This is a genomic window from Candidatus Methylomirabilota bacterium (genome assembly GCA_003104975.1).
Classification (GTDB): domain Bacteria; phylum Methylomirabilota; class Methylomirabilia; order Methylomirabilales; family Methylomirabilaceae; genus Methylomirabilis.
In genome coordinates, this window is record PQAM01000008.1 from 77,439 (window position 1) to 101,579 (window position 24,141).

At 58.8% G+C, this 24,141-nt stretch carries 23 protein-coding genes and 1 pseudogene; 15 read left to right on the forward strand and 9 right to left on the reverse strand.

The features are described from left to right. Positions 1–184: 184 nt before the first annotated feature. The 7 genes and pseudogenes from C3F12_04010 to lptF form a co-directional block, all read right to left on the reverse strand. Positions 185–349, reverse strand: coding sequence for a hypothetical protein (locus tag C3F12_04010; protein PWB47581.1), 165 nt, complete (start codon positions 347–349; stop codon positions 185–187). Further along, the gene (locus C3F12_04015) at positions 340–534 is read right to left on the reverse strand and encodes a hypothetical protein (protein ID PWB47158.1); all 195 of its coding nucleotides are present in this window, start codon (positions 532–534) and stop codon (positions 340–342) included. Before C3F12_04015 ends, C3F12_04010 begins: the two co-directional genes overlap by 10 nt. 20 nt (positions 535–554) lie before the next feature. Further along, positions 555–671, reverse strand: a pseudogene (locus C3F12_04020) (toxin HicA). A 346-nt stretch (positions 672–1,017) separates the two neighbouring features. Next, entirely contained in the window at positions 1,018–1,647 is a 630-nt protein-coding gene (locus C3F12_04025) for a hypothetical protein (protein PWB47159.1), read from the reverse strand. Continuing rightward, the gene (locus C3F12_04030; protein ID PWB47160.1) at positions 1,648–2,370 is read right to left on the reverse strand and encodes a hypothetical protein; all 723 of its coding nucleotides are present in this window, start codon (positions 2,368–2,370) and stop codon (positions 1,648–1,650) included. A 384-nt stretch (positions 2,371–2,754) separates the two neighbouring features. Then, complete coding sequence (lptG, locus tag C3F12_04035; protein ID PWB47161.1) at positions 2,755–3,927, reverse strand: LPS export ABC transporter permease LptG; 1,173 nt, start codon at positions 3,925–3,927, stop codon at positions 2,755–2,757. Further along, positions 3,819–4,883: an LPS export ABC transporter permease LptF gene (lptF, locus tag C3F12_04040; GenBank protein ID PWB47162.1), complete on the reverse strand. Its 1,065-nt coding sequence runs from the start codon at positions 4,881–4,883 to the stop codon at positions 3,819–3,821. Before lptF ends, lptG begins: the two co-directional genes overlap by 109 nt. A gap of 158 nt (positions 4,884–5,041) precedes the next feature. On the opposite strand from lptF, the gene C3F12_04045 reads away from it, so the two are divergent. Then, positions 5,042–5,749: a nucleotidyltransferase gene (locus tag C3F12_04045; GenBank protein ID PWB47582.1), complete on the forward strand. Its 708-nt coding sequence runs from the start codon at positions 5,042–5,044 to the stop codon at positions 5,747–5,749. A gap of 27 nt (positions 5,750–5,776) precedes the next feature. On the opposite strand, the gene C3F12_04050 is transcribed toward C3F12_04045, so the two are convergent. Together C3F12_04050 and C3F12_04055 are read right to left on the reverse strand one after the other, a co-directional pair. Next, the gene (locus tag C3F12_04050) at positions 5,777–6,577 is read right to left on the reverse strand and encodes a MobA-like NTP transferase domain containing protein (GenBank protein ID PWB47163.1); all 801 of its coding nucleotides are present in this window, start codon (positions 6,575–6,577) and stop codon (positions 5,777–5,779) included. Then, on the reverse strand, positions 6,574–7,776 hold the full coding sequence (locus C3F12_04055) for an N-acetyltransferase (protein PWB47164.1): 1,203 nt from the start codon (positions 7,774–7,776) through the stop codon (positions 6,574–6,576). The genes C3F12_04050 and C3F12_04055 overlap by 4 nt, the downstream gene beginning before the upstream one ends. Positions 7,777–8,264: 488 nt before the next feature. Between C3F12_04055 and C3F12_04060 the strand changes: the two genes are divergently transcribed. From C3F12_04060 to C3F12_04125, 14 genes are all read left to right on the forward strand, one after another. Next, positions 8,265–10,091, forward strand: a complete 1,827-nt coding sequence (locus C3F12_04060; GenBank protein ID PWB47165.1) for a fatty acyl-AMP ligase — start codon at positions 8,265–8,267, stop codon at positions 10,089–10,091. Then, positions 10,070–11,008, forward strand: a complete 939-nt coding sequence (locus tag C3F12_04065; GenBank protein PWB47166.1) for a hypothetical protein — start codon at positions 10,070–10,072, stop codon at positions 11,006–11,008. The genes C3F12_04060 and C3F12_04065 overlap by 22 nt, the downstream gene beginning before the upstream one ends. A 129-nt stretch (positions 11,009–11,137) precedes the next feature. Beyond that, the gene (locus C3F12_04070) at positions 11,138–11,389 is read left to right on the forward strand and encodes an acyl carrier protein (protein ID PWB47167.1); all 252 of its coding nucleotides are present in this window, start codon (positions 11,138–11,140) and stop codon (positions 11,387–11,389) included. Next, positions 11,386–12,576 carry an 8-amino-7-oxononanoate synthase gene (locus C3F12_04075; protein PWB47168.1) on the forward strand — a complete coding sequence of 397 codons (1,191 nt, stop codon included), beginning with the start codon at positions 11,386–11,388 and terminating at the stop codon, positions 12,574–12,576. The genes C3F12_04070 and C3F12_04075 overlap by 4 nt, the downstream gene beginning before the upstream one ends. A gap of 180 nt (positions 12,577–12,756) precedes the next feature. Next, a complete protein-coding gene (locus C3F12_04080) occupies positions 12,757–13,818 on the forward strand; it encodes an N-acetylneuraminate synthase (GenBank protein ID PWB47169.1) in 1,062 nt (353 codons plus the stop codon). A 56-nt stretch (positions 13,819–13,874) separates the two neighbouring features. After that, positions 13,875–14,417 carry a 3-deoxy-D-manno-octulosonate 8-phosphate phosphatase gene (locus tag C3F12_04085; protein PWB47583.1) on the forward strand — a complete coding sequence of 181 codons (543 nt, stop codon included), beginning with the start codon at positions 13,875–13,877 and terminating at the stop codon, positions 14,415–14,417. Continuing rightward, positions 14,417–15,232, forward strand: a complete 816-nt coding sequence (locus C3F12_04090) for a short-chain dehydrogenase (protein PWB47584.1) — start codon at positions 14,417–14,419, stop codon at positions 15,230–15,232. The genes C3F12_04085 and C3F12_04090 overlap by 1 nt, the downstream gene beginning before the upstream one ends. Positions 15,233–15,248: 16 nt before the next feature. Then, entirely contained in the window at positions 15,249–16,721 is a 1,473-nt protein-coding gene (locus C3F12_04095) for an aldehyde dehydrogenase (protein ID PWB47170.1), read from the forward strand. 8 nt (positions 16,722–16,729) lie between these two features. Further along, on the forward strand, positions 16,730–17,506 hold the full coding sequence (locus tag C3F12_04100) for an acylneuraminate cytidylyltransferase (protein ID PWB47171.1): 777 nt from the start codon (positions 16,730–16,732) through the stop codon (positions 17,504–17,506). An 89-nt stretch (positions 17,507–17,595) separates the two neighbouring features. Continuing rightward, on the forward strand, positions 17,596–19,428 hold the full coding sequence (locus tag C3F12_04105) for a 1-deoxy-D-xylulose-5-phosphate synthase (GenBank protein PWB47585.1): 1,833 nt from the start codon (positions 17,596–17,598) through the stop codon (positions 19,426–19,428). Between the two features lie 12 nt (positions 19,429–19,440). Further along, positions 19,441–20,799, forward strand: coding sequence for a hypothetical protein (locus tag C3F12_04110; GenBank protein PWB47172.1), 1,359 nt, complete (start codon positions 19,441–19,443; stop codon positions 20,797–20,799). 53 nt (positions 20,800–20,852) lie between these two features. Continuing rightward, a complete protein-coding gene (locus tag C3F12_04115) occupies positions 20,853–21,491 on the forward strand; it encodes a hypothetical protein (protein ID PWB47173.1) in 639 nt (212 codons plus the stop codon). After that, the gene (locus C3F12_04120) at positions 21,440–22,609 is read left to right on the forward strand and encodes a hypothetical protein (protein ID PWB47174.1); all 1,170 of its coding nucleotides are present in this window, start codon (positions 21,440–21,442) and stop codon (positions 22,607–22,609) included. The genes C3F12_04115 and C3F12_04120 overlap by 52 nt, the downstream gene beginning before the upstream one ends. A gap of 197 nt (positions 22,610–22,806) precedes the next feature. After that, positions 22,807–24,132: a glycosyl transferase gene (locus C3F12_04125; GenBank protein PWB47175.1), complete on the forward strand. Its 1,326-nt coding sequence runs from the start codon at positions 22,807–22,809 to the stop codon at positions 24,130–24,132. Positions 24,133–24,141: the final 9 nt, after the last annotated feature.

Here is a 24,141-nt window from a genome sequence, read left to right on the forward strand (position 1 = left end):
AGACTGATGCTTATTGATCCTTGTATAGGTAATGCACGGTATTGACGCCTCCGTTCCGTTCGTGGTGAGCTCGTCGAACCATGAACGGATAGGCCTTCGACAGGCTCAGGCTGAACGGATAGGTATGTGGTTCGTATTGCATTACTTATGCAAACTTCAATGGGACAGCCCAACCTTGACCGACTCACGCGGCCCTGGTTCGCCGCGCTGCATACTGACGAAGGACCCTGTCCATACGTGCCTGCCAGCCCTCGCCTGTAGACCTGAAATAGGCGACGACCTCCGGAGGACTATAGTTGGAGGCTGATGGTTCTTCTGACGTCGCTTGCAGCCGCTGAGTTAGGCATATATCAACCGTCCCTTAGGTTTCGGGACCGTGCGTCCGAGCTCCTGGGCGGTCTCAATCCATTCGCCAATGATAACCTCAACGTTCGCTAAGGCCTGTTTGTAAGTGGCACCATCAGCGGCACAGCCCGGCAACTCCGGCACTTCAGCAACGTAGGCCTCATCCTCATCGCTCCAGTAGATGATGATCTCGTACTTCCACTTACTTCTTACTTCGCATACTCACCTCCAGCCAGACGATACTTTACCAGCATCCCGCGCACCTGTCGAACCTGATACGGTTTCGCGTAGCGTCCTCTGGCTTGTAGGTTCAAGATTTCCGCCGCCCTCTGTGTCAATATAAGTGAGACACCTGCCCCCTTTCAATTAGAGTAGAGGGCGGGGAGGAGCACATAGCATGAGCGCCGAAACGATCACCGCACCACAGAGCATCGCAGTCAGCCGCCCCGCAGAATCCGAGAGAGCAGCGCGTCGTACTTAGCCATCTTTACGTCTTCATAACGGGGCAGCAGACCGTGATGAGTGACACGAATCCCAGCTACCTGCTTACTCTCGCCGACTGATCACGGCTTTCAGTGATTCCACCAAGGTAATTAATTCACGCTTCGTTCCTTAACCGAACCTACGGCGGTGGGCCTTGATTAATGGAGTCGCCCCCTGAAGGCATGTATCCTAATGCAGCGGCGTAACTACCACATCTCTTAGAAATCCCTCAACTTCCTGTTTCAGAGCATCATCGAGAAACGATCGACTCCCCTTTGGGCTTCTCTCACTATAAGCGACATCGATCATGAATTTGGAAGATGAGTCAAGACAGACAAAGCCGTGATTTGTCATTTCAAGGGTAACTCCAGGTGCCTTTGGATTGTCTCGTTCCTCGTAAACGCTGTCATATTGGGAACAGTAGCTTCCCCCGGAACCGAAAGGCGCCACCCTAAAACTAATGAGGCGAAAGCGGCCTCGGGTTAAATTGGCAAGAAAGAGTTTTTCGACAGCCTTCGGGAATTCCGTTGGAGAATGAATGTTCTTCGCTGTCCACGGCGTTACGATAACCCCGGCACCGAAGGTATGATACTTTTCCATCTTTTCAGGAGAGACCTTGCTGAAGGTAACCGCATCTTGACTGTGGTGTACGATGTACCAGTCTTTTCCTTGTGGCGGTAGTGCCGAATATCCGGTTCCACTAAATCGCATTGTCGGATCAGTCACAGGGCGGATCGCGGGCTGCAGCGCGCAACTAGAACACACCATTGCAACGAGCCATACAAGCACCCGCTTGGTATTCTCGCTTACACGAGTCATTTACTGCCTCTCCTGTAACGGAAACGGTTTAAACAGATCAGCTACCATCTTATTCAGATTGTCCAGAAAATCCGGTTCAATAAGGCTGAAGAGGCTAGTCTCGTGGGTTAGGTTACCCCAGAGCACTTCACCAGTCACTCCGTCTCTAAGCTCCACTTGCAGTGTGGCCCAACCGCTCGGTTCCTTATAGGGTACGAACAAGCCAGCGGTCAACATGCCGATCAGAAGAGCTCGTCCGCCTTCGGCCAAGATATCCCCGGTAGAACGCTTAAGCACGCGGAGTTTAGCGAAGATGATACAACTCGCCCCGACTTTTTTTGCCAGCCCTGCGACTTCTGGAGCCTCGATTGATGTTGTACGAACCAAGTTATCATTCAGATTATTGTCAGCAGGGTCCTGGGCTGGTTCAAGCTTTACTTCGAATCCACGGTGGGACAGCTCTGCAGCGACCAAATTACTCAGATTTTTAGCGTACTTCGCCGCCTCTTCCGGCAAATGTGTACCGGTGCTTTCAGAGGGGCCACGAATAACCACCACATCGGGAGGAGCCAGCATTGTGGTTTTAGCCGCTGCGATACGCTTCTTAAATTCAGGATGTTCGTGAACAGTCGCACCAGACGCGCAACCAAAGAGAATGAATAGGAATCCGGAGTACAGTCCAATGTGAATGAGACGGTTAGCGCGCCTATGCCAGGGCAACAGCTTTGCGAAAACAGCGCCCATATTCCGCTGGCTCCATAGATAGGACGGAGTGTTCTAAAAGTAGCTTGGCTTAAATTCGATCACGCTGATCTAGATAGCGTACCCCAATAATTCTCAACAGATACAAGATATTGCTGCTATTTCTTGGACTTGTCAATGGCATTTTAACACGAGTTATCACGGCAAAAGCCGATCAGTCTGATCCCATTATGGCCATCGGTGCGATTCCGCTGCTGGCCGCTAGCAACGACGCTCCGGCGCTCAGTCTATCGGCCAGCCTGAAGACTCAGCGCCTGCCCGATTCCTGGAACGTCCTCTCGTTCGGATAGCGGAACATGGGCCGACAAGGTAATGTTTTGTTAGAGTAAGTCAGCGCCGCTAAAGCTACTAAGCTCGATGACGGGCTCAGTGGACGCGTCGATACACCCACACCGTCATCACGCCCAGCACGGCCAGCGGGCTTAGGACGGTCAGCGGGGCATTGAGATGCCAGATGGCCCCGAGATGGGCCACAAAATGGCTGCCCAGATGATAGGTCGCGCCGATCAGCGATCCGTGCAGAATCCGCTTGCCGGCTGTCGCCTTCCGAAGGGGACCGAGGACAAAGGGGATCGCTACCAGCACCATCATCAGGGTCGACAGGGGCATTGTAAGCTGCTGCCAGAGCCGGATCTCCAGACGCGCCACGTCCTGACCGGTCTTTTTCAGGAAGGTGATATACTGACTGAGGGTCGAACGCGAGAGTACATCGGTAGGGAGGACCAGTATGTCCACCTGCGCCGGCGTGAGCGATCCGGCCCAGGGAAGCGTGGCCAACTGTTTCGATACGACCCCCTCCTCGCCCATCGTTCGTTGCACCACGTCCCTGAGTACCCACCGGTCCGAATCCTCTGGGTCGGCCTGCCCCGCCCACGTCATCAGGCGTAACCGGTCGCGCTCGTCGAATTCATAGATCTCGACATCGGAAAGGATACGGCCGGGGAGCACCTTATGCACCCGGATGAATTGTCGCCCGTCGCGCGACCAGAAACCCTGCCTGGTATGGAGGGCGTCCGGCTTCGTAATCGCCCGAATACGGCGCATGTAGGCGAGTTGATCCGTGGACGGCGCCACCCATTCCTGGATCCCCACTACCACAGCCATGAGGAGAATGCCGGTCGCGGTGACCGATACACCGATGCGCGTCGGCGAGGTGCCCAACGCCTGCATAGCGATCAGTTCGTGGCTGCTTGCCAGCTCGCCCAGGCCGATGATGCTCCCCAACACGGCGGTCGCCGGCGCCAGCTCGATCATCCGGCTCGGTATCGTCAGGACGACATTCAGAAACGCCTCGCCCAAGGTGTAGGTACCGCGACCTACCGAGTCCAGCTCGTTGACGAACGCTATGAGGCTGAAGATCGATAAGAGGACGGCCATCACCAACGCATACCCCCTGATGACCCTGAACCAGATATGGCGATCGATCGTACTCATGGATTCCGCATCCGTCCCCACAACAGGACTGCCACCACGACCCCAAGGAGAAGATGGACCCACCAGACGCCCGGAATGGGGCCCACCACCCCCTTTTCTACCCATGTCTTTCCCATCATATTCAAGTTATAAAAGGTAGCGTAGCTCACAACCGATACGAACAACTTAGCATACTTACCCTGACGGGCCCTGGCATGGCTGAGGGGGAAGCCCAACAATCCCATCAGCAGCGCGGCCACCGGGGTCGAAAGCCGCCACTGAAACTCCGCAATGTCCTTAACCGAAGTTGAACCGGCCAACTGCCAGGTCGGGGCGGCCTTTCTCCGGTACTCCTCCGAGAGGGTCTGCGCCTTCTCCCACTCGAGGACTAACTGATCGGAGGTGGCCTGCCTGACCGCAGCCCGAGTCCGAGAGATCTCGTAGCTCACCGCCTCAGAACAGACCAATACGCGAGCGGCGCCCGGCTCCACCCGTTCAGGGTAATGGGCCTCTTCAGCCCAGACGAGCCGAATCAGATCGTCCGTGCGGGATTGGATGAAGACCTTCTGCATGCGACCGCTGCTCTGGCCGCGCTGCTGAAAAAACAAGACCGTGCCGGAGGAGTTTTCGTAGAAGTGACCCGGTTGCATATCGTTCAGATCGACATCTGCAGCCGCCTCGCGCTCCAGACGATAGCGGTTGTCGTTGGCCCATGGCCGCACATAGATGGACAGCAGGGCCACGATCGCCGCGATGACGAGCGATCCCACAAACACGATCCTTATGATCCGCGACGGACTGACACCGGAGCCAAAGAGCGCGGTCATCTCGGAATCGGTGTACAGACGTCCCAGCGTGACGACAACCGACAGGTGCAATGCGACCGGCAGCAGGATCTCCAGCGCGACGGCAGCCCTGACCAGGACCAGCGGCAGAACGCTCTGGAAGGGCATGAGGCCGTCGGCGACCCGATTCATATACCGGACGGCGGTGAAGTTGGCAAACAGCAATAACAGCCCGCCACAGAAAATGATAAGAGGCTTGGCGATCTCGCGGGTCAGATACCGATCGAGTATCAACATGGGGCTCCATGAAATGTCGCACCTATCCGTTGCAAGGTGTGATATGGTATCGTACTATCGCCGGATCGCACAAGTCCGCTCTTTGTTGATATCACGGTCAATGCCATGACAGGGGTATCCGTACGTAGGTTCGTAGGAGGATATGGATGAGGGCCATCATATTGAGCGCTGGGCAGGGACGACGCCTGCTCCCGCTGACAGTAGAGGTTCCGAAATGCCTGCTCCAGATCGGGGGCCACTCTCTGATTGAGCGGCAGATCGCCCACCTGATGAAGTGCGGCATCGATCAGGTGACGGTGGTGGTCGGTTTCGGCGCCGACAAGGTAGAGCAGGTCATATCCGGCCATTTCAGATCGGATCAGGTGACGACCCTGTACAATCCCTTTTTTGCCGTCAGCGACAATCTGGCCAGTTGCTGGCTGGCTCGTCACCTGATGACGGAGGACTTTGTCCTCCTGAACGGGGACACGCTGTTCGAACCGGCCATTTTTCAATCGCTCCTGGAGACCCCGCCCATGCCGGTCACGCTTGTTGTCGACCGCAAACCGGCGTACGATGCCGACGATATGAAGGTCATGGTGGAAGGACGCAAATTGCTCAGGGTCGGAAAGACCCTGAGGCCGGAACAGTCACATGGAGAATCGATCGGCATGACACTGTTTCGCGGAGATGGACCGGGTCTCTTCGCCGATGCGATTAATCGCGCGCTCCGACACCCTGATGCTTTGAGGCGCTGGTATCTCTCGGTCATCGATGAAATGGCGCAAGCGGGCCTGGTCTGGACCTGTCCCATCGAGGGTCTCAAGTGGGCTGAGATAGACTGTCTTGCCGACCTGGAAAATGCGCAAAGACATGTTGGCTTGTAAAGGGCGGCCCTCGATCATCCGCCGTATTTATGATTTTTTTGCCCCGGCGATTGCCTGTGCCAGCTCCCAATCGCTGACCGTATCGACGTCCAGCGCCGCCTCAGGGAATGGGAGCATAATGACGTCGATCGAGAGGTTCAGGCGCTGCGAGAGTCGAGCGAGCGCCTGACGAAGCGACAACCGGCCGCAGAGAAACCGCACGACTGTCACCCAGCCCAGCATCGAGATGAGTCGGACCGGCCTCTTGCGCAGCCCCTCCACGTGACTCCAGAACTGTATCAGCGCGCGTCCTCGCGCGGTTGAAAATGCGTACAGGTTGCATCCGCAGACCCCGCCGTCTCGGAATCTGAGCACGGTGCGCCGCATGGTCGGATAGGCGTGTGCCACCAGATCGTAGGCGGCCAGCCCGACGACAACATCCGCCCGACTCGCCCGCGCTGCCGCGCAAAAATAATCGATGACCTGGGCATGAAGCAGGGCGTGGTCCGCCGTCACCAGCAGAATCGGAGCATCCTCGGGCAACGACCGTATCACGGTGTACGCGCTGACGCTGGGCGTCGCGTGGGCCTCGTGCCATCCGATCGCACCGGACCCGACCAGGCGGCGAAGCTCATCATTCGCCTCTACGGTGCGCCACTCAGGTCCGCACAGAATGCGCCGGTCGATCGCCTGCGCGTCGGCCAGCGCACCCAGCACGCGAAGAACCATGGGAATCCCGTTGACGGGAACCAGCGCCTTGCACGAGACCTCCGCCATACGTGCGACCGGGTCGTCGGGCGCACGATCGCCGGCAAGCACAATCGCCGTGAACGGCTGCCCGATACTCACCGCAATGCCTTTTCATAGATCCGGTAGCGCTTATAGGGTGCGCCCCCGATCACGGCGAGCATATTTCGCATCGGCATATTGTCCTCCAGGATCCAGGAGAGTTCGACCTCTCGGATGCCGCGCCTGATGCCGTAGCCGCGTACGGCATCAACGAGCATGAAGGCCAGCGCGGTCCCCAGCGCGCTTCTTTGAAAACATTTGCGCACACCCATCAGCGCGACACGGGCTGTTGTCGGACGCTGCACCTTCAGTCGCCACAAGAGTTTCAGCCAGCCGAACGGCACCAACCGTCCGTCCAGATCGCGGATCGCCTCATTCAGATTCGGTAGCGCAACGATCATCCCGGCCGGGACCCCATCGACATCCGCGATCTGCACACACTCGTCCTCAACCAACAGGCGCAAGCTGTGCCCCAGATGTCGAAACTCCTCTTTTGTGAAGGGAATGAAACCCCAATTGTCCGACCAGGCATCCTCGAAGATCTCTTTGAGAATCCGCAACTCCTCGTTCATCGACGATCTGCGTAACGGACGGATCCGAACACAGTCGGCGGCCTTCCTGACGGCGGCCCTCATGAGCGCAGGTGGAACGAAATCGGTGGCGATACGATAGGCCAACAGATCCTTCGAGCCATGGTATCCCTCTGCAATAATTCGGTCGGCATAGTAGGGGCGGGCATGGCCCATCATGATCATTGGAGGCGTATCGTACCCCTCCACAAGCAGGCCGCACTCCTGATTGATCGAGAGATTGAACGGACCCCGGACACGCGACATCCCCTGGTCACGCAACCAGGTTTCCGCCGTGCCCAACAATGCGTGAAAGGTCTCCGCCTCATCCTCGGCTTCCAATAACCCGAAAAATCCGGTGGCATCCCGATACCGCTCCTCATATAATTCGTCAATCTGGGCGCTGATTCGCCCGACCGACCTGGCCCCCCGGAAGGCGAGCCAGAAACAGCAGCGTGCGTGCGCGAAATATGGATTACGCCTGGAAAAGTGCTCCCGTCGCTCCATCAGTAAGGGAGGGACCCAGACCGGATCGTCGGCATAGAACGACGACGGGAGCTGAATGAACCGGCGCAGGTCGCGCGATCCGTGTACCGGTACAATGCGTACGGCTTCGGACGTTGTATGCACAGCAGGCGGTATGTCCCCGGGCAGCGTGGTGGAGTTCCGACCGGACACTATGTCACCCATGCGGGGGTCGATCTATTCCCGTTTGGCAAATCGGCGCCTCCCCTTCGTTTTTTTGTTGCACAAAACCCCTTGGGTCTTGTATATAATACCGTCCGCCTTTTCGGTGTGATAACGGTCGATATCACGGCTGACGCTGAATTTTACTATTATGCACGTTTACTGACGGCGTTCAACATCATCTTATGCGCGCTCCGGTAGACGGCACGACCGGCCGTGCTGCTGTACGCCACATCGGCGGGTAGGGGTATCGCAACGACGGTCTGTAACACATCTCGATGACCGGCTCTATCCGGGAGACTTACAGCGGCAGCGATCTGCCGCTTGTCGCGTTACGTGCGCCGCTCGGGTTGTGGTCTTACCGCTCGCAGTGGTTACGGTGACATGAAGTCGTTCTGCTCTTTTTTGAGCGGTGCGTAAAGAGCCTGACCGGCACTGAGGGGTTAGGGTTACCAGGTAACGTCGTTTTGCGTACAGGGGGTGTGGGGGGGATGACAACAGGACCGACGCCGACTGAGAATACCCTGCCGCTTCGGATTACAGGTTTCTCGACGCTGGCCGAGGCGCTGGATTACGCAGCCGGAGGAGAGACCGGATTTAACTTTTACGGAGACCGCGGGGAATTGTATGCGGTACTGCCGTATGCAGACCTTCGAGAGCAGGCGCGGTCGTTGGCGCGGCGCCTCATGAGCCTGCATCTCGAGCGCGGCGCTCGGGTTGCCATCGTGGCGGATACCGGTCCGGATTTTCCGCGTTTCTTTTTTGCATGTCAGTACGCCGGTCTGGTGCCTGTGCCGTTGTCGGCATCGCTGTTGATCAGCGGTCGTAAACGATATGTCACCCAACTCCGCGCACTGCTGGCCAATTGCCGTCCGTCCGTCGCCATGGCGCCGCCGGAATTCTTTCCTTTCCTGAGCGAGGCCGCCGACGGGCTGGCGTTGACGCACGTCGGTACACCGGAAACCTTTGATTGCCTGCCGGAAGCACCGGACGAGTTGGAGCCTTTGCGTCCTTCCGAGATGGCCTATCTTCAATACACCTCCGGCAGTACACGGTTTCCTCGCGGGGTGATGATTACCCAAACGGCGGTGCTTGCGAATCTGGAAGGGATTCTGCGGCAGGGCCTGCAGATCCGCCCCGGCGACCGTGCCGTGTCCTGGCTCCCTTTTTATCACGATATGGGGCTGGTGGGTTTCGTATTGGCGCCGATGGTCTGCCAGGTCTCCGTCGATTATTTGAAAACGCAGTCGTTTGCGATGCGACCACGATTATGGCTGTCATTGATGACACAGACGAAGGCCACCATCTCATTCAGTCCGTCCTTCGGGTACGAGATGTGCGTGAGGCGGCTGCGGCGGGATGAGGGCGGCAGGTTCGACCTGAGCGCGTGGCGGGCCGCCGGAGTAGGCGCTGAAACTATTCGGCCAGGTGTCCTGCGGGAATTTGCGGAGGCGCTGGCGCCGAGCGGCTTCAGACCGAGCGCATTTGTGGCCTGTTACGGCATGGCAGAGGCCTCCCTCGCCGTCACTTTTGCGCCGATCGAGAAGGGCATCACCGTCGATCAGGTAGATCAGACCCTATTAGCCAGATTCGGCGTCGCATCTCCCCTGAATGAGTGTGAGGCAGCGTCCGGCGCCGACAAGACGAACAGCAGTCGATTTGTCAATTGCGGCATCCCACTCTCCGGCGTCGAGGTCGAGGTGCGGGACGAACAGGGCCAGGTCCTGCCGGATCGTCACGCCGGCGTCATTTTCATTCGGGGCGCCAACGTCACGTCCGGTTACTTCGGCGATCCCGAAAAGACCCGAAAGGTCTTATCCTCGGACGGGTGGCTCGACACAGGCGATCTGGGGTATCTCGTGGACGGAAGCCTGGTCATTATCGGTCGCAAGAAGGATGTCATCATCGTCCACGGTCGAAACATCTGGCCCCAGGATCTGGAGCACCTCGCCGAGGAGTTGCCGGAGGTCAGACCGGGAGACGCGTGCGCATTCTCCGTAGAGGCGCCCGATCGGACTGAGTTGGCCGTGATGGTCCTTCACTGTCGCGAGACGGATACCGCAAAACAGGCCGACATCATCCGCCGACTACAAGGATTGATCCGCGAATATTTCGCGCTCGACTGTTTCGTCGAATTGGTTCCGCCCCGCACCCTCCCTCGTACATCCTCCGGCAAGCTATCCCGCTCAAAGACCCGGGAAGAGTTCTTGGGTCGGAACGACCTGGCCGGTCTCTTTCACGGTCGAAACGGATTGAGTCTCCTCCGACCGACGCAGCCTGACCAGCAAGCGGACTCATGCGCGGCGTCGTCGCGCTGACGGGAGCCACTGGATTCATCGGAAGTGCCCTGGCTCGAAGACTGATAACAGAAGGATGGCGGGTACGCGCGCTCCGTCGTTCGCCAACCCCGTCGAGACATCTGGCTGCCTTCTCGCTGGAATGGGTGCAGGGAACGCTTGAGGATCGCGATTGTCTTGAGGGCCTGGTCGGCGATTCGGACGTTGTCATCCATTGTGCAGGCGTCCTCCGAGGAATGACCGAGGCCGACTTTTACCCAGTCAACGTCGAGGCGGTCTCTCGACTAGCCGCGATCGCCGCCAGCCGCCACCCCATACCCCGGTTTCTGCTCATCTCATCTCTGGCCGCCCGCGAACCCGCGTTGTCTCCCTATGCAGCCAGTAAACGGATGGGAGAGATCGCCCTCGCGACAGCGGGAGATCGGCTCCAATGGACCGCACTTCGTCCCCCGGCGGTCTACGGTCCGGGAGACCGCGAGCTACTACCGCTGCTGCGCCTGATGCTGCACGGGATCGCCCCCATACCGGGCCGCATAGATGCCAGATTCTCGCTGATCTATGTCGACGATCTGACGGAGGCCGCAATGAGATGGCTTGACGGCAAGGTCTGTGAGAGGCGCGCATTCGAGTTGGATGATGGGCACCCGCAGGGTTACTCATGGCATGAGGTGATCGAAACCTTCGAACGGCTCAGAGGAAAATGGGTCATTCGTTTCGAGATTCCGGAATCGCTATTGAACCTGATAGCCGGACTTAACAAGACGGCGGCTTCCGTGTTAAGATACGCTCCAATGTTGACCCCGGCCAAGGTGCGGGAACTCAGGCACCCGAACTGGGTCTGCGACAACGCCCCGTTCCGCCGGGTGATCGACTGGACGCCACGGGTACATCTGGAAGAGGGGCTGCGGTTGACGCTCGGCCTTCAGGGTACCGAATGATGAGTTTTTAGTTTCTAGTTTTGAGTTGCGAGCATAAATAGATGAGAAATCGCATCGCCCGACCGACAGACAATTGGAACTGATCACTAACCACTAAAAACTAGAAACTGAAAACTTTCCGGTTCCCACATGGCCCACTACGACACGATACTGCCACAACTCTATGAGATCTTGAAACCGTTTGCGCAGGATGGGCAGACCCTTTCCGATGAGACAGACCTCGTCGCCGATCTGGATCTGGATTCGATGAAGGTCATGGAGGTTCTGCTCGAGGTGGAGGAACGATTCGACATCTCTATCCCGTTAAATGTCATCCCGGATGTGCGGACTATCCGGGATTTTGCCCGACAGATTGAACAACTGACGGAGCATCATCCGTGACCCCCCTTCTGGACAAGTTCCGACAACTCGCCGACGCCCGTGAGGCGTTGACACAACTCAGCCAGGACCCCTTTCGGGTGACGATCGAACGGATTCTGTCGCCGACCGAAGCCGTCGTCAACGGCCGCCCCACGATCTTGGTAGGAACGAATAACTACCTCGGCTTGACCTTCGATCCCGAGTGCATAGCAGCGGCGGTCCAGGCAGTCCAGGAGCAGGGGACAGGTACGACCGGATCCAGAATGGCGAACGGCAGCTTCAACGGGCATCTCGCGTTAGAGCAGGAGTTGGCGGAATTTTTCGAACGTCGGTGGTGCAACGTCTTTTCAACCGGCTATCTGGCGAACTTGGGCGTCATTGCGGCGCTCACCGGCCCTGGTGATGTGATCCTGATCGACGCCGACTGCCATGCAAGCATCTATGACGGATGCCGGATGAGCGGAGCAGAGGTCATTCGATTCCGTCACAACGATGTGGCCGATCTTGATAAGCGCCTCATGCGTTTAAAGGAACGCAGCACCAACACGCTGATCATTGTAGAGGGTTTGTACAGTATGCTCGGCGACCGAGCGACGCTCGTGGAGATTGCAGCCGCCAAACGGGAGTACGGCGCCTACCTGCTGGTCGACGAGGCTCATTCGCTCGGAGTATTAGGAAGGCGCGGCCGAGGGTTGTCTGAGGAGGCCGGTGTCGAAGAAAGCGTCGATTTTATCGTCGGAACATTTAGTAAAAGCCTGGGTGCGACCGGCGGATTCTGCGTCTCGAATCACCCAGAGGTCGATCTGATCCGGTATGTCAGCCGCCCGTATATCTTCACCGCATCACCTTGCCCCTCGGTTGTCGCCTCCACACGAGCCGCACTGCATAAGCTTCGAACCGAGCCGAGGCTCCGCGTACGGCTCTGGGCCAATGCGCGGCGGTTATACGATGAGTTAAAGGGATTAGGGCTCAGGCTGGGTCCCGAACCCAGTCCGATCATTGCAGCCAGGTTCGGTCAGAAGGAAGAGACGATCGCCTTTTGGAACGGGCTCCTCGATCAGGGCGTCTATGTCAACATGATCTTGCCGCCGGCAGCCCCGGACGGCGGGAGCCTGCTGCGATGCAGCGTCAGCGCGGCACATACGCCGGACCAGATCGATCACATCTGCCGGGCCTTTGCGTCCGTAAAGACCGGGCTGACCCCGTAGCGCCGCTCGGAATCATCGCGAAACAACGCTGCGGCTCTTCCGTAAACCTTAAGGGGCGTTTACGCATGTCGGTTGAACCCACCACTTATCAGATCAGCGACGTCAAGGGCGAGTGGTAGGCCGCTTCTATCTCCACCACAACCTGAAGAGCCGGTGTGGTATCGTGAGAGGAATTGCGTTATGGCGCGAAGCCTGACTATCGGGCCTGATCGTATCCACGATGGCGGCGATTGCTACGTGATCGCCGAGATCGGCCACAACCACCAGGGCGACCTGGAAAAGGCCAAGGAGATGTTTCGCGTCGCCAAACAGTGCGGTGTGAACGCGGTCAAGCTACAGAAGCGCGACAATCGTTCGCTCTACACGTCGGCGATCTACAACATGCCGTACAATACCGAGCACAGCTTCGGCCCAACGTATGGAGCCCATCGTGAGGCGTTGGAGTTCGGGCGGGAGGAGTATTTCGAACTGAAACGCTACGCGAACGATCTGCGGGTGACGATGTTTGCGACGGTATTTGACTTTGTGAGCGCCGACCTTCTGGCGGAACTGGATATGCCGGCCTTTAAGATCGCATCCGGGGATCTGAAGAATACACCGCTCCTCGCCCATGTGGCCAGGATCGGTAAGCCGATGATCGTCAGCACCGGCGGCGGCACCCTTGCGGATGTGCAGCGCGCGTACGACACAATCATGCCCATCAATCCTCAACTGTGCCTCCTGCAATCGACGGCGAGTTACCCTGTCGAGCCCGAGGAGATGAACCTGCGCGTCATTCTCACCTACCGCGAGCGATTCCCGGACGTCATCATCGGCCTCTCGGATCATCAAAACGGCATCGCTATGGCCCTCATAGCGAATGTGCTGGGCGCGCAGGTGATCGAGAAGCACTTTACCCTGAATCGCGCCTGGAAGGGCACGGATCACGCCTTTTCGCTGGAGCCGATCGGCCTGCAGAAACTGGTACGAGACCTGCACCGGGTACGCGCCGCATTAGGCGACGGGAACAAGCGGCCGATCCCCAGTGAAGAGAAACCGTTGTTCAAGATGGGTAAGAAACTCGTGGCAACTCGCGACTTACCGGCCGGCCACGTCCTGACACGCGAGGACCTTGCCATCAAATCGCCCAATGACGGTCTGCCACCCTATGAACTCGAGCATCTCATCGGGAGATCGCTCCTGCGCCATCTGAATGCGGATGAGAATATCCTGTTTGAGGACGTGGCCGATACCGGACGATAATGGACAGCACTCCCGCGCGCGAGGCCCGATCTAGCTCAGTGCCGCCGCATTCAGCTCTGAGAGCCAGCACTCCCGCGCGCGAGGCCCGATCGCTTGAGGAGCTGATCCGTGCGATCCGTTTGGTCGTCTTCGATTTCGACGGCGTGTTCACCGATAACACGGTCTATGTCTTCGAGGATGGCCGCGAGGCGGTGCGATGCTTCCGTGGCGACGGCATCGGGTTGCAGAAACTCGAACGGCTTGGGGTGGCGACGCTGATCATCTCTACCGAGACCAATCCGGTTGTTTCGGCGCGTAGCCGAAAACTGGGGATTCGTTGCGTGCAAGGATGTCACGATAAGCGCGCCGTGCTGGAATCTAACGTTCTGGATATGGGGCTGTCGTTGACACAGGTGGCCTTTGTCGGTAACGATATCAACGATCTACCGTGCCTTACGCGTGTCGTCCTGCCTATTGTCGTCCAGGATGCCCATCCGGATGTAATCCCCTACGCGCGGTATCAGACCAGTGTACGTGGCGGTTACGGGGCGGTGCGCGAGATCTGTGATCTCTTCGAACGGGTGCTGACGGCCCCGGTAACGGGAGTGATCCCTGAATGATGCACGACCCGTTCAGTGTGAAGGACAAGATTGCAATCGTGACCGGTGGGCTCGGGCAGTTGGGTCGGCAGTTCAGCCTGGCGCTGGCAGACCGTGGAGCCAAGGTCGCCATCTTTGATATCCGGACCGAGCCACAGTGGATCACCGAACGGTTCGGGGATCGGTCCGACGACGAGAACCTGATGTTTGTACGGGCCGATATCACATCGCGATGTTCGATTGAGGCCGGCCTGAGTCGAGTGAACGCGAAATGGGGCATACCTCATGCGCTGATCAATAATGCGGCGCTTGATTCTCCGCCTCACGCACCGGTAGAGGAAAACGGGCCGTTTGAGGGCTACCCGGAAAGTTCGTGGGACACGGTCATCGAGGTCGGTCTGAAGGGGGCCTTCCTCTGCTGCCAGGTTGTAGGAGGACAGATTGCCGCAGCCGGTCGTGGTTCGGTCGTCAACGTCAGCTCCATTTATGGGATGGTCTCTCCTGATCAGCGTATCTATGAATATCGCCGTGCGGGCGGAACGCCGTTCTTCAAGCCGGTGTCCTATTCCGCCTCCAAATCTGGGCTGTTCAACCTGACTCGCTACCTGGCGACCTATTGGGCAGATCGCAATGTACGGGTCAACATACTGACCCTGGGTGGGGTCTTCAACAACCAGGATGATCGGTTTCTTGCAAACTATTCCGCGCGCGTTCCACTGGGGCGACTGGCGCGCGAAGACGAATACAACGGGGCGATTGTCTTTCTGCTCTCCGACGCCTCGTCGTATATGACCGGGGCGAATGTCGTGATTGACGGCGGGTGGACAGCCTGGTGAGCAAGAGGAGATACAGATGACGGAAAGGCTGTTCCCACCGGAGGTCCAGAACTGGATCGATGGACAGCAGCGCCCGGCCGCCTCGGCCCAGTGGTTTGACAAGGTCAACCCCGCTAACGGGACGTCGGCGTGTCGTGCGGCGCGGTCGCGGACAGAGGATGTGCATGAAGCCGTCAACGCCGCCAAGCGGGCTCACCCGGCGTGGGCGGATACCCCCCCTGTGCAGCGGGGCATGCTCCTGCATAAAATCGTCCTTGGCATGCAGGCCCGTCAGGTCGAGCTGGCCCGGATCGTTGCATGTGAGACCGGCAAGTCTTACAAGGATGCCTCTGCCGAAACCGGTGGGGCGATCGCGCTCGGGTTATTTTATGCCAGTGAGGGGCAGCGGCTGTACGGTCGCACAACCAGCAGCGGGATACCTGACCGGTTTGCCATGACGATCCGCCAGCCGATCGGTGTCGCAGGTCTGATCGTTCCGGCCAATACCCCGATCGCCAACCTGGCCTGGAAGATCTTTCCGGCCCTGGTCTGCGGCAATGCCGCCGTGGTGAAGGCCGCGGAAGACGCACCGGCGACCGCCTGGATGATCGGCCGGATCGCATGCGAGGCGGGGCTGCCGCCCGGGATACTCAACATCATCCAGGGATATGGAGAAGAGGCGGGCGCGCCGCTGGTGGCACATCCGGACGTCGGCGTCATCAGTTTCACCGGCTCGACGGCGGTCGGGCGCTCCATTCAGCGGGTTGCGGGCGAGCGGCTGGCGAAGGTCTCGCTTGAACTGGGGGGGAAGAACCCGTTCGTCGTCTGCGACGATGCCGATATGGAGAACGCCGTCGTCTGGGCGTTACGTTCGGCCTTCAGTAATGCCGGACAGCGTTGCGCGTCGGGAAGCCGGATCATCATCTTTGACGCAGTCTACGAACAGTTTCGTGACATGCTCGTGAACCGGACGAAGCAACTGAAGATTGGGCCGGGCGACGATGACGATTTCGGGCCGGTCATTACTGAGAAGCAGCTCAACCGCATGATCGGTACGGTCGACGCCGCACGTCAGAAGGGTGCAGTCATTCTCACCGGAGGGTACAGGCTGACCGATCCTGCGCATCGCGACGGCTTCTATATGGCGCCCACGATCATCGAGAACGCGGGGACCCGCGACGATATCTCGACCATCGAGCTATTCGGCCCGATTACCTGCCTGTATCGTGTGGCAGACTTCGCCGAGGCCTTAGCCGTGGCGAACGATTCGCGATACGGGCTGACGGCCTGCATCCATACCCGCAACCTGCATCGGGCGCTCCAGTTTACGCAAAAGGTGCAGGCGGGCGTCGCCGTTGTGAATGCCGGCACCTATGGGAGCGAGCCTCACATGCCGTTCGGCGGTTTCAAGCAGTCGGGCAACGGCTCGCGTGAGCCCGGCACCGAGGCGCTGGACGTCTATTCGGAACTGAAAGATGTCTACATCAACATCGATCCTCATCAATTGTAGTCGAATCGATGTCGTCGTCAATTAAAACGCCCAGTATCGTCGCGCTGATCCCGGCGCGGGCCGGTTCCCAGCGGGTCCCGCATAAGAATATCAGACCGTTTGCCGGACACCCTTTGATCGCCTATACGATTACGGCCGCACTGCACAGTACGATCTTTTCGGCGGTTGTGGTCTCAACGGATTCCGAACAGTACGCCGACATTGCGCGGTACTATGGTGCTGAAACACCGTGTCTGCGACCATCCCAGTACGCCGGCGAGCTTTCGCCGGATATCGAATGGGTAGAATATACGCTACAGCGGCTCCGGCATGATGGTCGAGTATTCGACTGCTTCAGTATCTTGCGGCCGACTAGCCCGTTTCGTCACCCTGAGACTATCCGACGGGCGTGGCAGGAGTTCCTCAAAGAGAAGGGAGTGGATTCGCTCCGGGCGGTGGAAAAGTGCGTGAATCATCCGGGCAAAATGTGGGTCGTTCGGGGGAAACGGATGATGCCTCTATTGCCCCTCACTCCACCGGACCAGCCGTGGCACAGCAGCCAATATCAATCGTTACCGGAGGTGTATGTCCAGAATGCCAGTCTCGAGATCGCGTGGACGCGGGTCGTGTTGGAGGAACGTATAATTGCGGGACATGTGGTGATGCCGTTCTTTACGCAGGGCTACGAGGGCTTTGATGTGAATCGACCAATTGATTGGCGGATTGCGGAAGAGCTGGTGCAGAGTGGTCAGGCGAATCTGCCCCACGTACCCCATGCCCCGTACATCGCAAAGGATCACAGTTGATCAAGATTACGCTCATCCCCTTCGAGGAGTTCCAACGTGTTCGCGCCGCATCGATCAATCAATATGACCGGCTGGCGCTGATTGCCGACATGTGTCGAGCAAACACCTTGGCATCGGTCAAGCGTGCCGGATCCGGCCATCTCGGTTCCAGTCTCAGCGCGATGGACATTGTGGTATGGTTGTACTACGAAGAGATGAATACGGTGGCGTTCGGGTTCGATCATCGCGACCGCGACATCTATTTCTCTTCGAAGGGCCATGACGTACCTGGCCAGTACGCGGTCCTCTACTCTCTGGGTCTTCTTCCGAAAGATCAGTTCCTTAACCTGAGGCGATTGGCGGGGACGTGCGGACATCCCGATGTCAGCACGCCTGGGATCGAAGCCAACACCGGTTCGCTGGGGATGGGGATCTCTAAGGCAAAAGGTATGGCGTTCGCCAAACGTCTGCGAGGCGATCAGGGACACATCTTCGTGATGACGGGCGACGGTGAGCTGCAGGAAGGACAGATCTTCGAGGCGCTGCAAACGGCGGCTCATCAACGGATTGCGAATATCAGTGTGGTTATTGACCACAATAAAGTCCAGTCCGACAAACCCGTCCGCAACATCTGCGACTTGGGCGATCTGGAAACCAAGTTGGGGGCGTTTGGGTGGTGCGTGGCCCGTTGCGACGGACACGACTTCATACAACTGGAAAAGGCCTTTGCGGAATTCAGGGCGATCACCGACAGGCCAACGATACTGATTGCCGATACCATCAAGGGCCGAGGGGTCTCGTTTATGGAGCATCCGGCCGCCTTGAAGGCGGGCGGCGGCCTGTACTGCTGGCACTCTGGCGCTCCTGACGATCAGTCGTTCATGAAGGCCTACGCGGAGATTATTGCGCGCATCGAGGAACGCCTCGCTCGATCGGGCCAAGCACCGTTGATCCTGGAAGAAGTCCCGCTCGATCAGAAGGCGTCAAGCACCGTGTCCCGCGAATATGTGGCTGACGCCTTTGGCGAGGCACTACTCGACATTGCTGCTGAGCGAGAGGATCTTGTGGTGTTGGATGCCGATCTGGCCGCCGACTGTCGTATCCGTACCTTTGAGCGCAGATACCCTGAACGTTTTATCGAGAACGGGATTGCCGAGCAGGATATGGTCTCGATGGCGGGGGGGCTGGCGCTCCAGGGACTGCTGCCCGTGGTCAATACCTTTGGGGCATTTTTGGCGGCGCGGGCCAACGAGCAGATCTATAATAACGCGTGCGAGCAGACCAAGATCATCTACGTCTGTCACTACGCCGGGTTGATCCCGGCCGGGCCCGGACAGTCACACCAGAGCGTCAGGGACATCTCTCTTTGTGGGGCCCTTCCAGATCTTACGATCCTCCAGCCCTGTAATGCTCTTGAAACACGCATGGCCGTTCGGTATTGCGTCGAAGAGGCAGAGGAGAGCTGCGTATTGAGACTCATCATTGGCCCCTCGCCGCGCGCTATCGAATTGCCCGCGGACTATGCGCTGGAGCGTGGATGCGGTGTGACCTTGGTCGGTGGAAGCGACGCCGTCTTGTTCACATATGGACCGGTGATGCTTCACGAGGCATTATCGGCAGCCGAAATCTTGCGCAAGAGCAAGTGTGATGTGAAGGTGGTCAATATGCCGTGGATCAACCGCGTCGACCCTGACTGGCTGCTGACCACCATTGGTACAAGCCACGCGATTTATGTACTGGAAGATCATGCGCCGGTGGGGGGATTAGGCGACACGCTTCTCAATACACTGGCGGCTTCCGGCCTGATGTCCGGGCGGCACTTCCAGAAGTTCGCCGTCGAGGGATACCCGGCGTGGGGAACACCGTCAGAGGTGCTAAGACATCATGGGTTGGATGGAGAATCACTCGCCGCGAGGATATTGAAGAGCAGTGATCATCGATAGTGGGGCTGGCAGATGACGCCTCTCCTGATCATTCCGGTCGAGAACCAGGTCCGCGAGCTGGACGCCAAGCTGCTCGTCGCGGTCCTTGCCGCCCAGGAAGGCTGGACGAGCGTGATCGGATCGAAATGGTCTATACACGAACGGATCGGCCGTTTCCCCCCGAGCGTCTATATCGCCAAATCGTTCATCCAGCGAGACGTCAAAATGCTGGAGATTATGCGGCGGATCGGGCACTATGTCATCGCATGGGATGAAGAGGCGGTCGTCACCTTCCCGCCGGAGATCTATTATGCCCGGCGCGTGGGCCGGGGTGCCCTCAACTTCGTGGACCTGCTGATAGCGTGGGGGGAGGAGAACCGCAACCTCCTTTACGGCCATCCGGAGTGCCGTCGTGAGACCGTCCACGTCCTCGGCAATCCGCGAGCAGACCTCCTGCGGCCTGAGATGCGTGAGCTCTTTCAGGACCAGGTGGACGAACTGCGGCAAGAGCACGACGATTTTATCCTTGTCAACACCAACTTCAACGCCGTCAACTGCTATCTCAACACCTGGAACCTTCTCTATCTGGACCACGGGCAATGGGTGCCGGGGTACGGGGCAGTTGGGATGCCGGCGGAATATGTCAAGGGCCGCTTCGAGTACAAGCAGGCAACATTCGAGGCCTACCAGGCGTTGATCCCGGCGATCGCGCACGCGTTTCCAGACCGCCGCATCATCCTGAGACCTCACCCGTCAGAAAACCACGACCTCTGGCGAAAGCTCCTCGATGGGTATTCAAATGTCTCGGTGTGCGGTAAGGGCAATGTGGTGCCGTGGCTGATTGCTTGCGACTGTCTTATCCAAAGCGGCTGCACCACAGCCGTAGAAGGTTTTCTGCTCGGCACACGTATTGTGTCCTTTCTTCCTGTCGAGGATCGGGGCTACGAGTTTCGGCTTCCCAACGAGTTGGGAACACAGTGTCGTACGGAAGGCGAGGTGATTTCGGCCATCCGGGACCCTGCTCCCGATCGCGATCCCGGTGGCGCCCGCCGACGTCTCGTGAACCGTGCTATCTATGGGTTCGACGGCGATCTGGCATCTGCCAGACTGCTTACACTACTGTCCGGCCGCTCACCCCATGTGGGCCTGAGCCGCCTTCCGTCCCGCCTGTCCGGCATGATAGCAGCCGAGCGGCGGGCCATCAAAAAGCGAAAGCAAATGCGGGCCGGCGACCCTCGCTACAGTGCGGACTATCGACGGCAGCGTTTCCCACACCTGGATGCCTCAACCCTTCAGGAGCAGGCGGAGCGATTGCGGAGGATTACCGGGGTTCCGCGTCGGGTAGAGGTCAGGTGTCGGCATGAGGATATCTTCGAGGTTCGGACGGCATGAATCCTGCCCTCTGGAGCGGCAGCCTTTGAAGGCAGCCGAGATAAGGTGAGTAGATGCCTCTCATCAAGCGAGTAAAGAAGACCGTCGCGCGAGTGTGGCGCGGCAACCCTCCCTATCAGGAGAAGAGGCGCGGTGGCATGGACAACCGATGGGCCATGATCTCCGGTGAAATCTCTGCTGGGGACGGCACGCTGCTGGACCTGGGGTGTAACGTTGGGGTGTTCACACGCAAGGCGGCCGAGGCGGGACTGATCGCCCTCGGCATCGATACCGACGCCGGAGTCGTCAAAAAGGCGCGCGCACTCCACCAAGACGTTCCGGGTTTGGGGTTCATGATCATGAATCTCGGTCCACGCGAGATCGCTCGACTGCCTGAGTTTGACGTGACGCTGTGCCTGTCGGTCCACCACTACTGGGCCAGACTGTTTGGTCTTGAGGTGTCCTGGGAGATGATACGGACGCTGCTGACCCATACCCGTAGCAAGCTCTTCTTCGAACCGGCGAGCATCCGGTCCAAATACAAGGAGAGCGCCCCGGACATCATAGACCTGGACCGAAACTCTATCATCAACACCAACGTCACGGCCCTCCGTCGGGTGGCCCCAGCGGGTTACACAGTACGCTACCTTGGCGAGACGCCATGCATCGGAAAGGAGCCGTTTCGCCTCCTCTTCATAGCGGAGCGCGGGTGATCGAGTTTGCGCGCCTGCCTCGAGGACAACGCCTCGAAGCCTATGGGAGTCGGCAAGCGATGCAGGTACTCGAGGCGGTCGAGGGTTGCCTCGACCATTTTCTTCCCGCATCCAGGACTCCTCGGCGCTTTCGGCAATCGGGAGACTGGCTCATCAGTGAGGATCTGCTCCTTAACCGTCTCCGACTGTTTGGCCGGCGGTTTTCCGGCGTCGACCTCGACGTGCCGATCATTCCGTTGCAGAGTACCCTCTCCGGCCTGCGGCTGTGGCTCAGCGCACCGCGGATCGAGTCCCGTAGCCCCGCCGTTGCGGTGTTCCTCCGCTCACGCCTGCGTGCCTTCTACGGCGGTCAGGATCCCAAGACCCTGTGGATCGCGCTCGGCCCTTTGGACGGCCAAGACCTCCAGCGCGCGAATATCGCCAGGGAACAGTTCGGCGGGGCCCCCGGCGTGCGAGTTCCACGCATCATCCACGCGGATCTGGAAACGCAGCCGCCCTATATTTTGGAAGAGGCCATCACAGGCCGTCCCTTCGGTCTCTCTTCAGACTGGCCGCTGGTCTCAGAACGACTGTTGCCGGCCCTCTTTGCCTATTACAGCCGAAGTGGCATAGAGCAGCAACACGCTGCAAATCTGTATAACCGGCAACAGATCTTTACGGTCGTGGCCGGCCTCCTTGACGAGAACGATCCAGGTGTACAACGATTCCGGGAAGAGGTCGCAACGTGGCTCGCCTTCGGAGAATTGACCGTTCCAGTTGTGCTCGGCCACGGTGACCTGGCGAAAAGTAATCTCTTGGTGGGTCAGGATCGTACCCTTTTCGTACTCGACTGGGAACGCTGCAACACCCAGCCTGTAGCCGCCGATCTCATCAAGCTGATCCAACAGTGTCCCCAATTACGTTCATCCATCGAACATTGGCTGTCTTGCGTTACCGACAAGCACACGGGCCTGCTGCCCTCCGCTCAGATCCGCCTCGCCGCTCTGGCCAAGTTAGCGACATATGTGGCATGGCAAACGCCTGACGATTACGACGCGCACGCCCGATCGAGTCGGGCCCAGAAGGCCAAGAAGGCGCGGGTATGGCTTCGCTTTGCCCGCAGCTTGGCGTGCGAATAATCGGCCATACCGTCGTCCCATTCTGACCATCCCGCTCCGTTCCCTCACCAAAAATCGTAGTGATTTCAGAGGATTGACCTAGAGAGGCCGCTGGCATCATATTAGTAGTAGCAATAGAATCGACAGGGCGCGCTTGCGGCGTTCTTTATGCGTACGTGGTGCGTCATACCATAAGGTTCACGGTGGTTGGTGTTGCCATGGCGGGATATGCCAGTGAGCGACCTTGTGAGGTCTTGGGATCGGGTGCTCGGCCGTTTACGAAGGCCGTCATCGCGCTCTTCGTAGCCAGCCTGCGGGGCGGCGGCGCCCCGCGACAGACGGTAACCCTCGCGAACGCGTTTGCCGCACGGGGCCATGTTGTCCACCTCGTGGTCATCCAATCCGAAGGCTCACTGAGGCGGGCAGTCTCGCCTCATGTACGACTGGTGGCGCTCGACTCCCGACTGCTTCGCCTTCCGCTGGTCCGCAGCAATCGCCGCCTTCAGGTCGTAGCCAGTGTGTCCTCGTTGATCCGGTATCTGCGCCATGAGTGTCCCGATGTTCTGCTTGCCGCCGCCAGCCATGTTCATCGTGCCGCAGTATGGGCGCGCTGCCTGGCGCGTACGCATACCCGTCTTGTGCTGCGAGTCAGCAATCATCTGTCGCGCTCGGCGTGGAACACCAAAAGGTGGCCGCGACCGCTGTTACCGATATTGGCCAGGCTGTTGTATCCATGGGCCGATGGGTTCATCGCCAATTCGGAGGGTATCGCGCACGATTTGTCGCGTGTCGTCGGGATCCCTCGTGAGCGGATCGTTGTTATCCCGAACCCGGTCGTGACGCCTGAGCTTGAGCAGCAGGCGCGAGTTCCCCTCGACCATCCCTGGTTCCGGACCGGCCAGCCGCTTGTAGTGCTCGGCGTCGGACGCCTGACTACTGCGAAAGACTTTCCTACACTGCTTCATGCCTTTGCGAAGGTGCGTGCGAGGCGCCCGGTCCGACTGATGATCCTTGGTGAAGGGAAGGCCCGTACACGGCTTGCCGCCCTCGCCGAACAACTTGGAATAGCCTCCGACCTTGCGTTGCCGGGTTGGTTGGACAATCCGTATCCTTATATGGCGCATAGTGCTGTGTTCGCGCTCTCATCTGCCTGGGAGGGATTACCGAACGCGCTTATCGAGGCCATGGCCTGCGGCTGTCCGGTGGTGAGTACGGATTGTCCCGCCGGCCCGGCGGAGATTCTGGAGGGTGGTGTGTATGGACCCCTTGTGCCTGTCGGTGATGCCGCGGCCTTGGCGGCGGCTATTAAGTCGGTATTGGATAGCCCGCCTGATCGCGAGCGGTTGCGAGCGCGAGCGGGCCACTACCGCGTTGATCACGCGGCGGAACGGTATCTCGAGGTACTGCTTGGTGTGACCGAAACCCCTCGGTCTCACGAACCTGTAGAAGGGGCGGCGAGACCCAAGGTCGGGGGCTCACCGACCGGGAACGCCACATCGGTACGTTCGCAGCCCGCAGCGCCCGTCGGCGCCCTTCGCTCGTAAGGTGTCGAC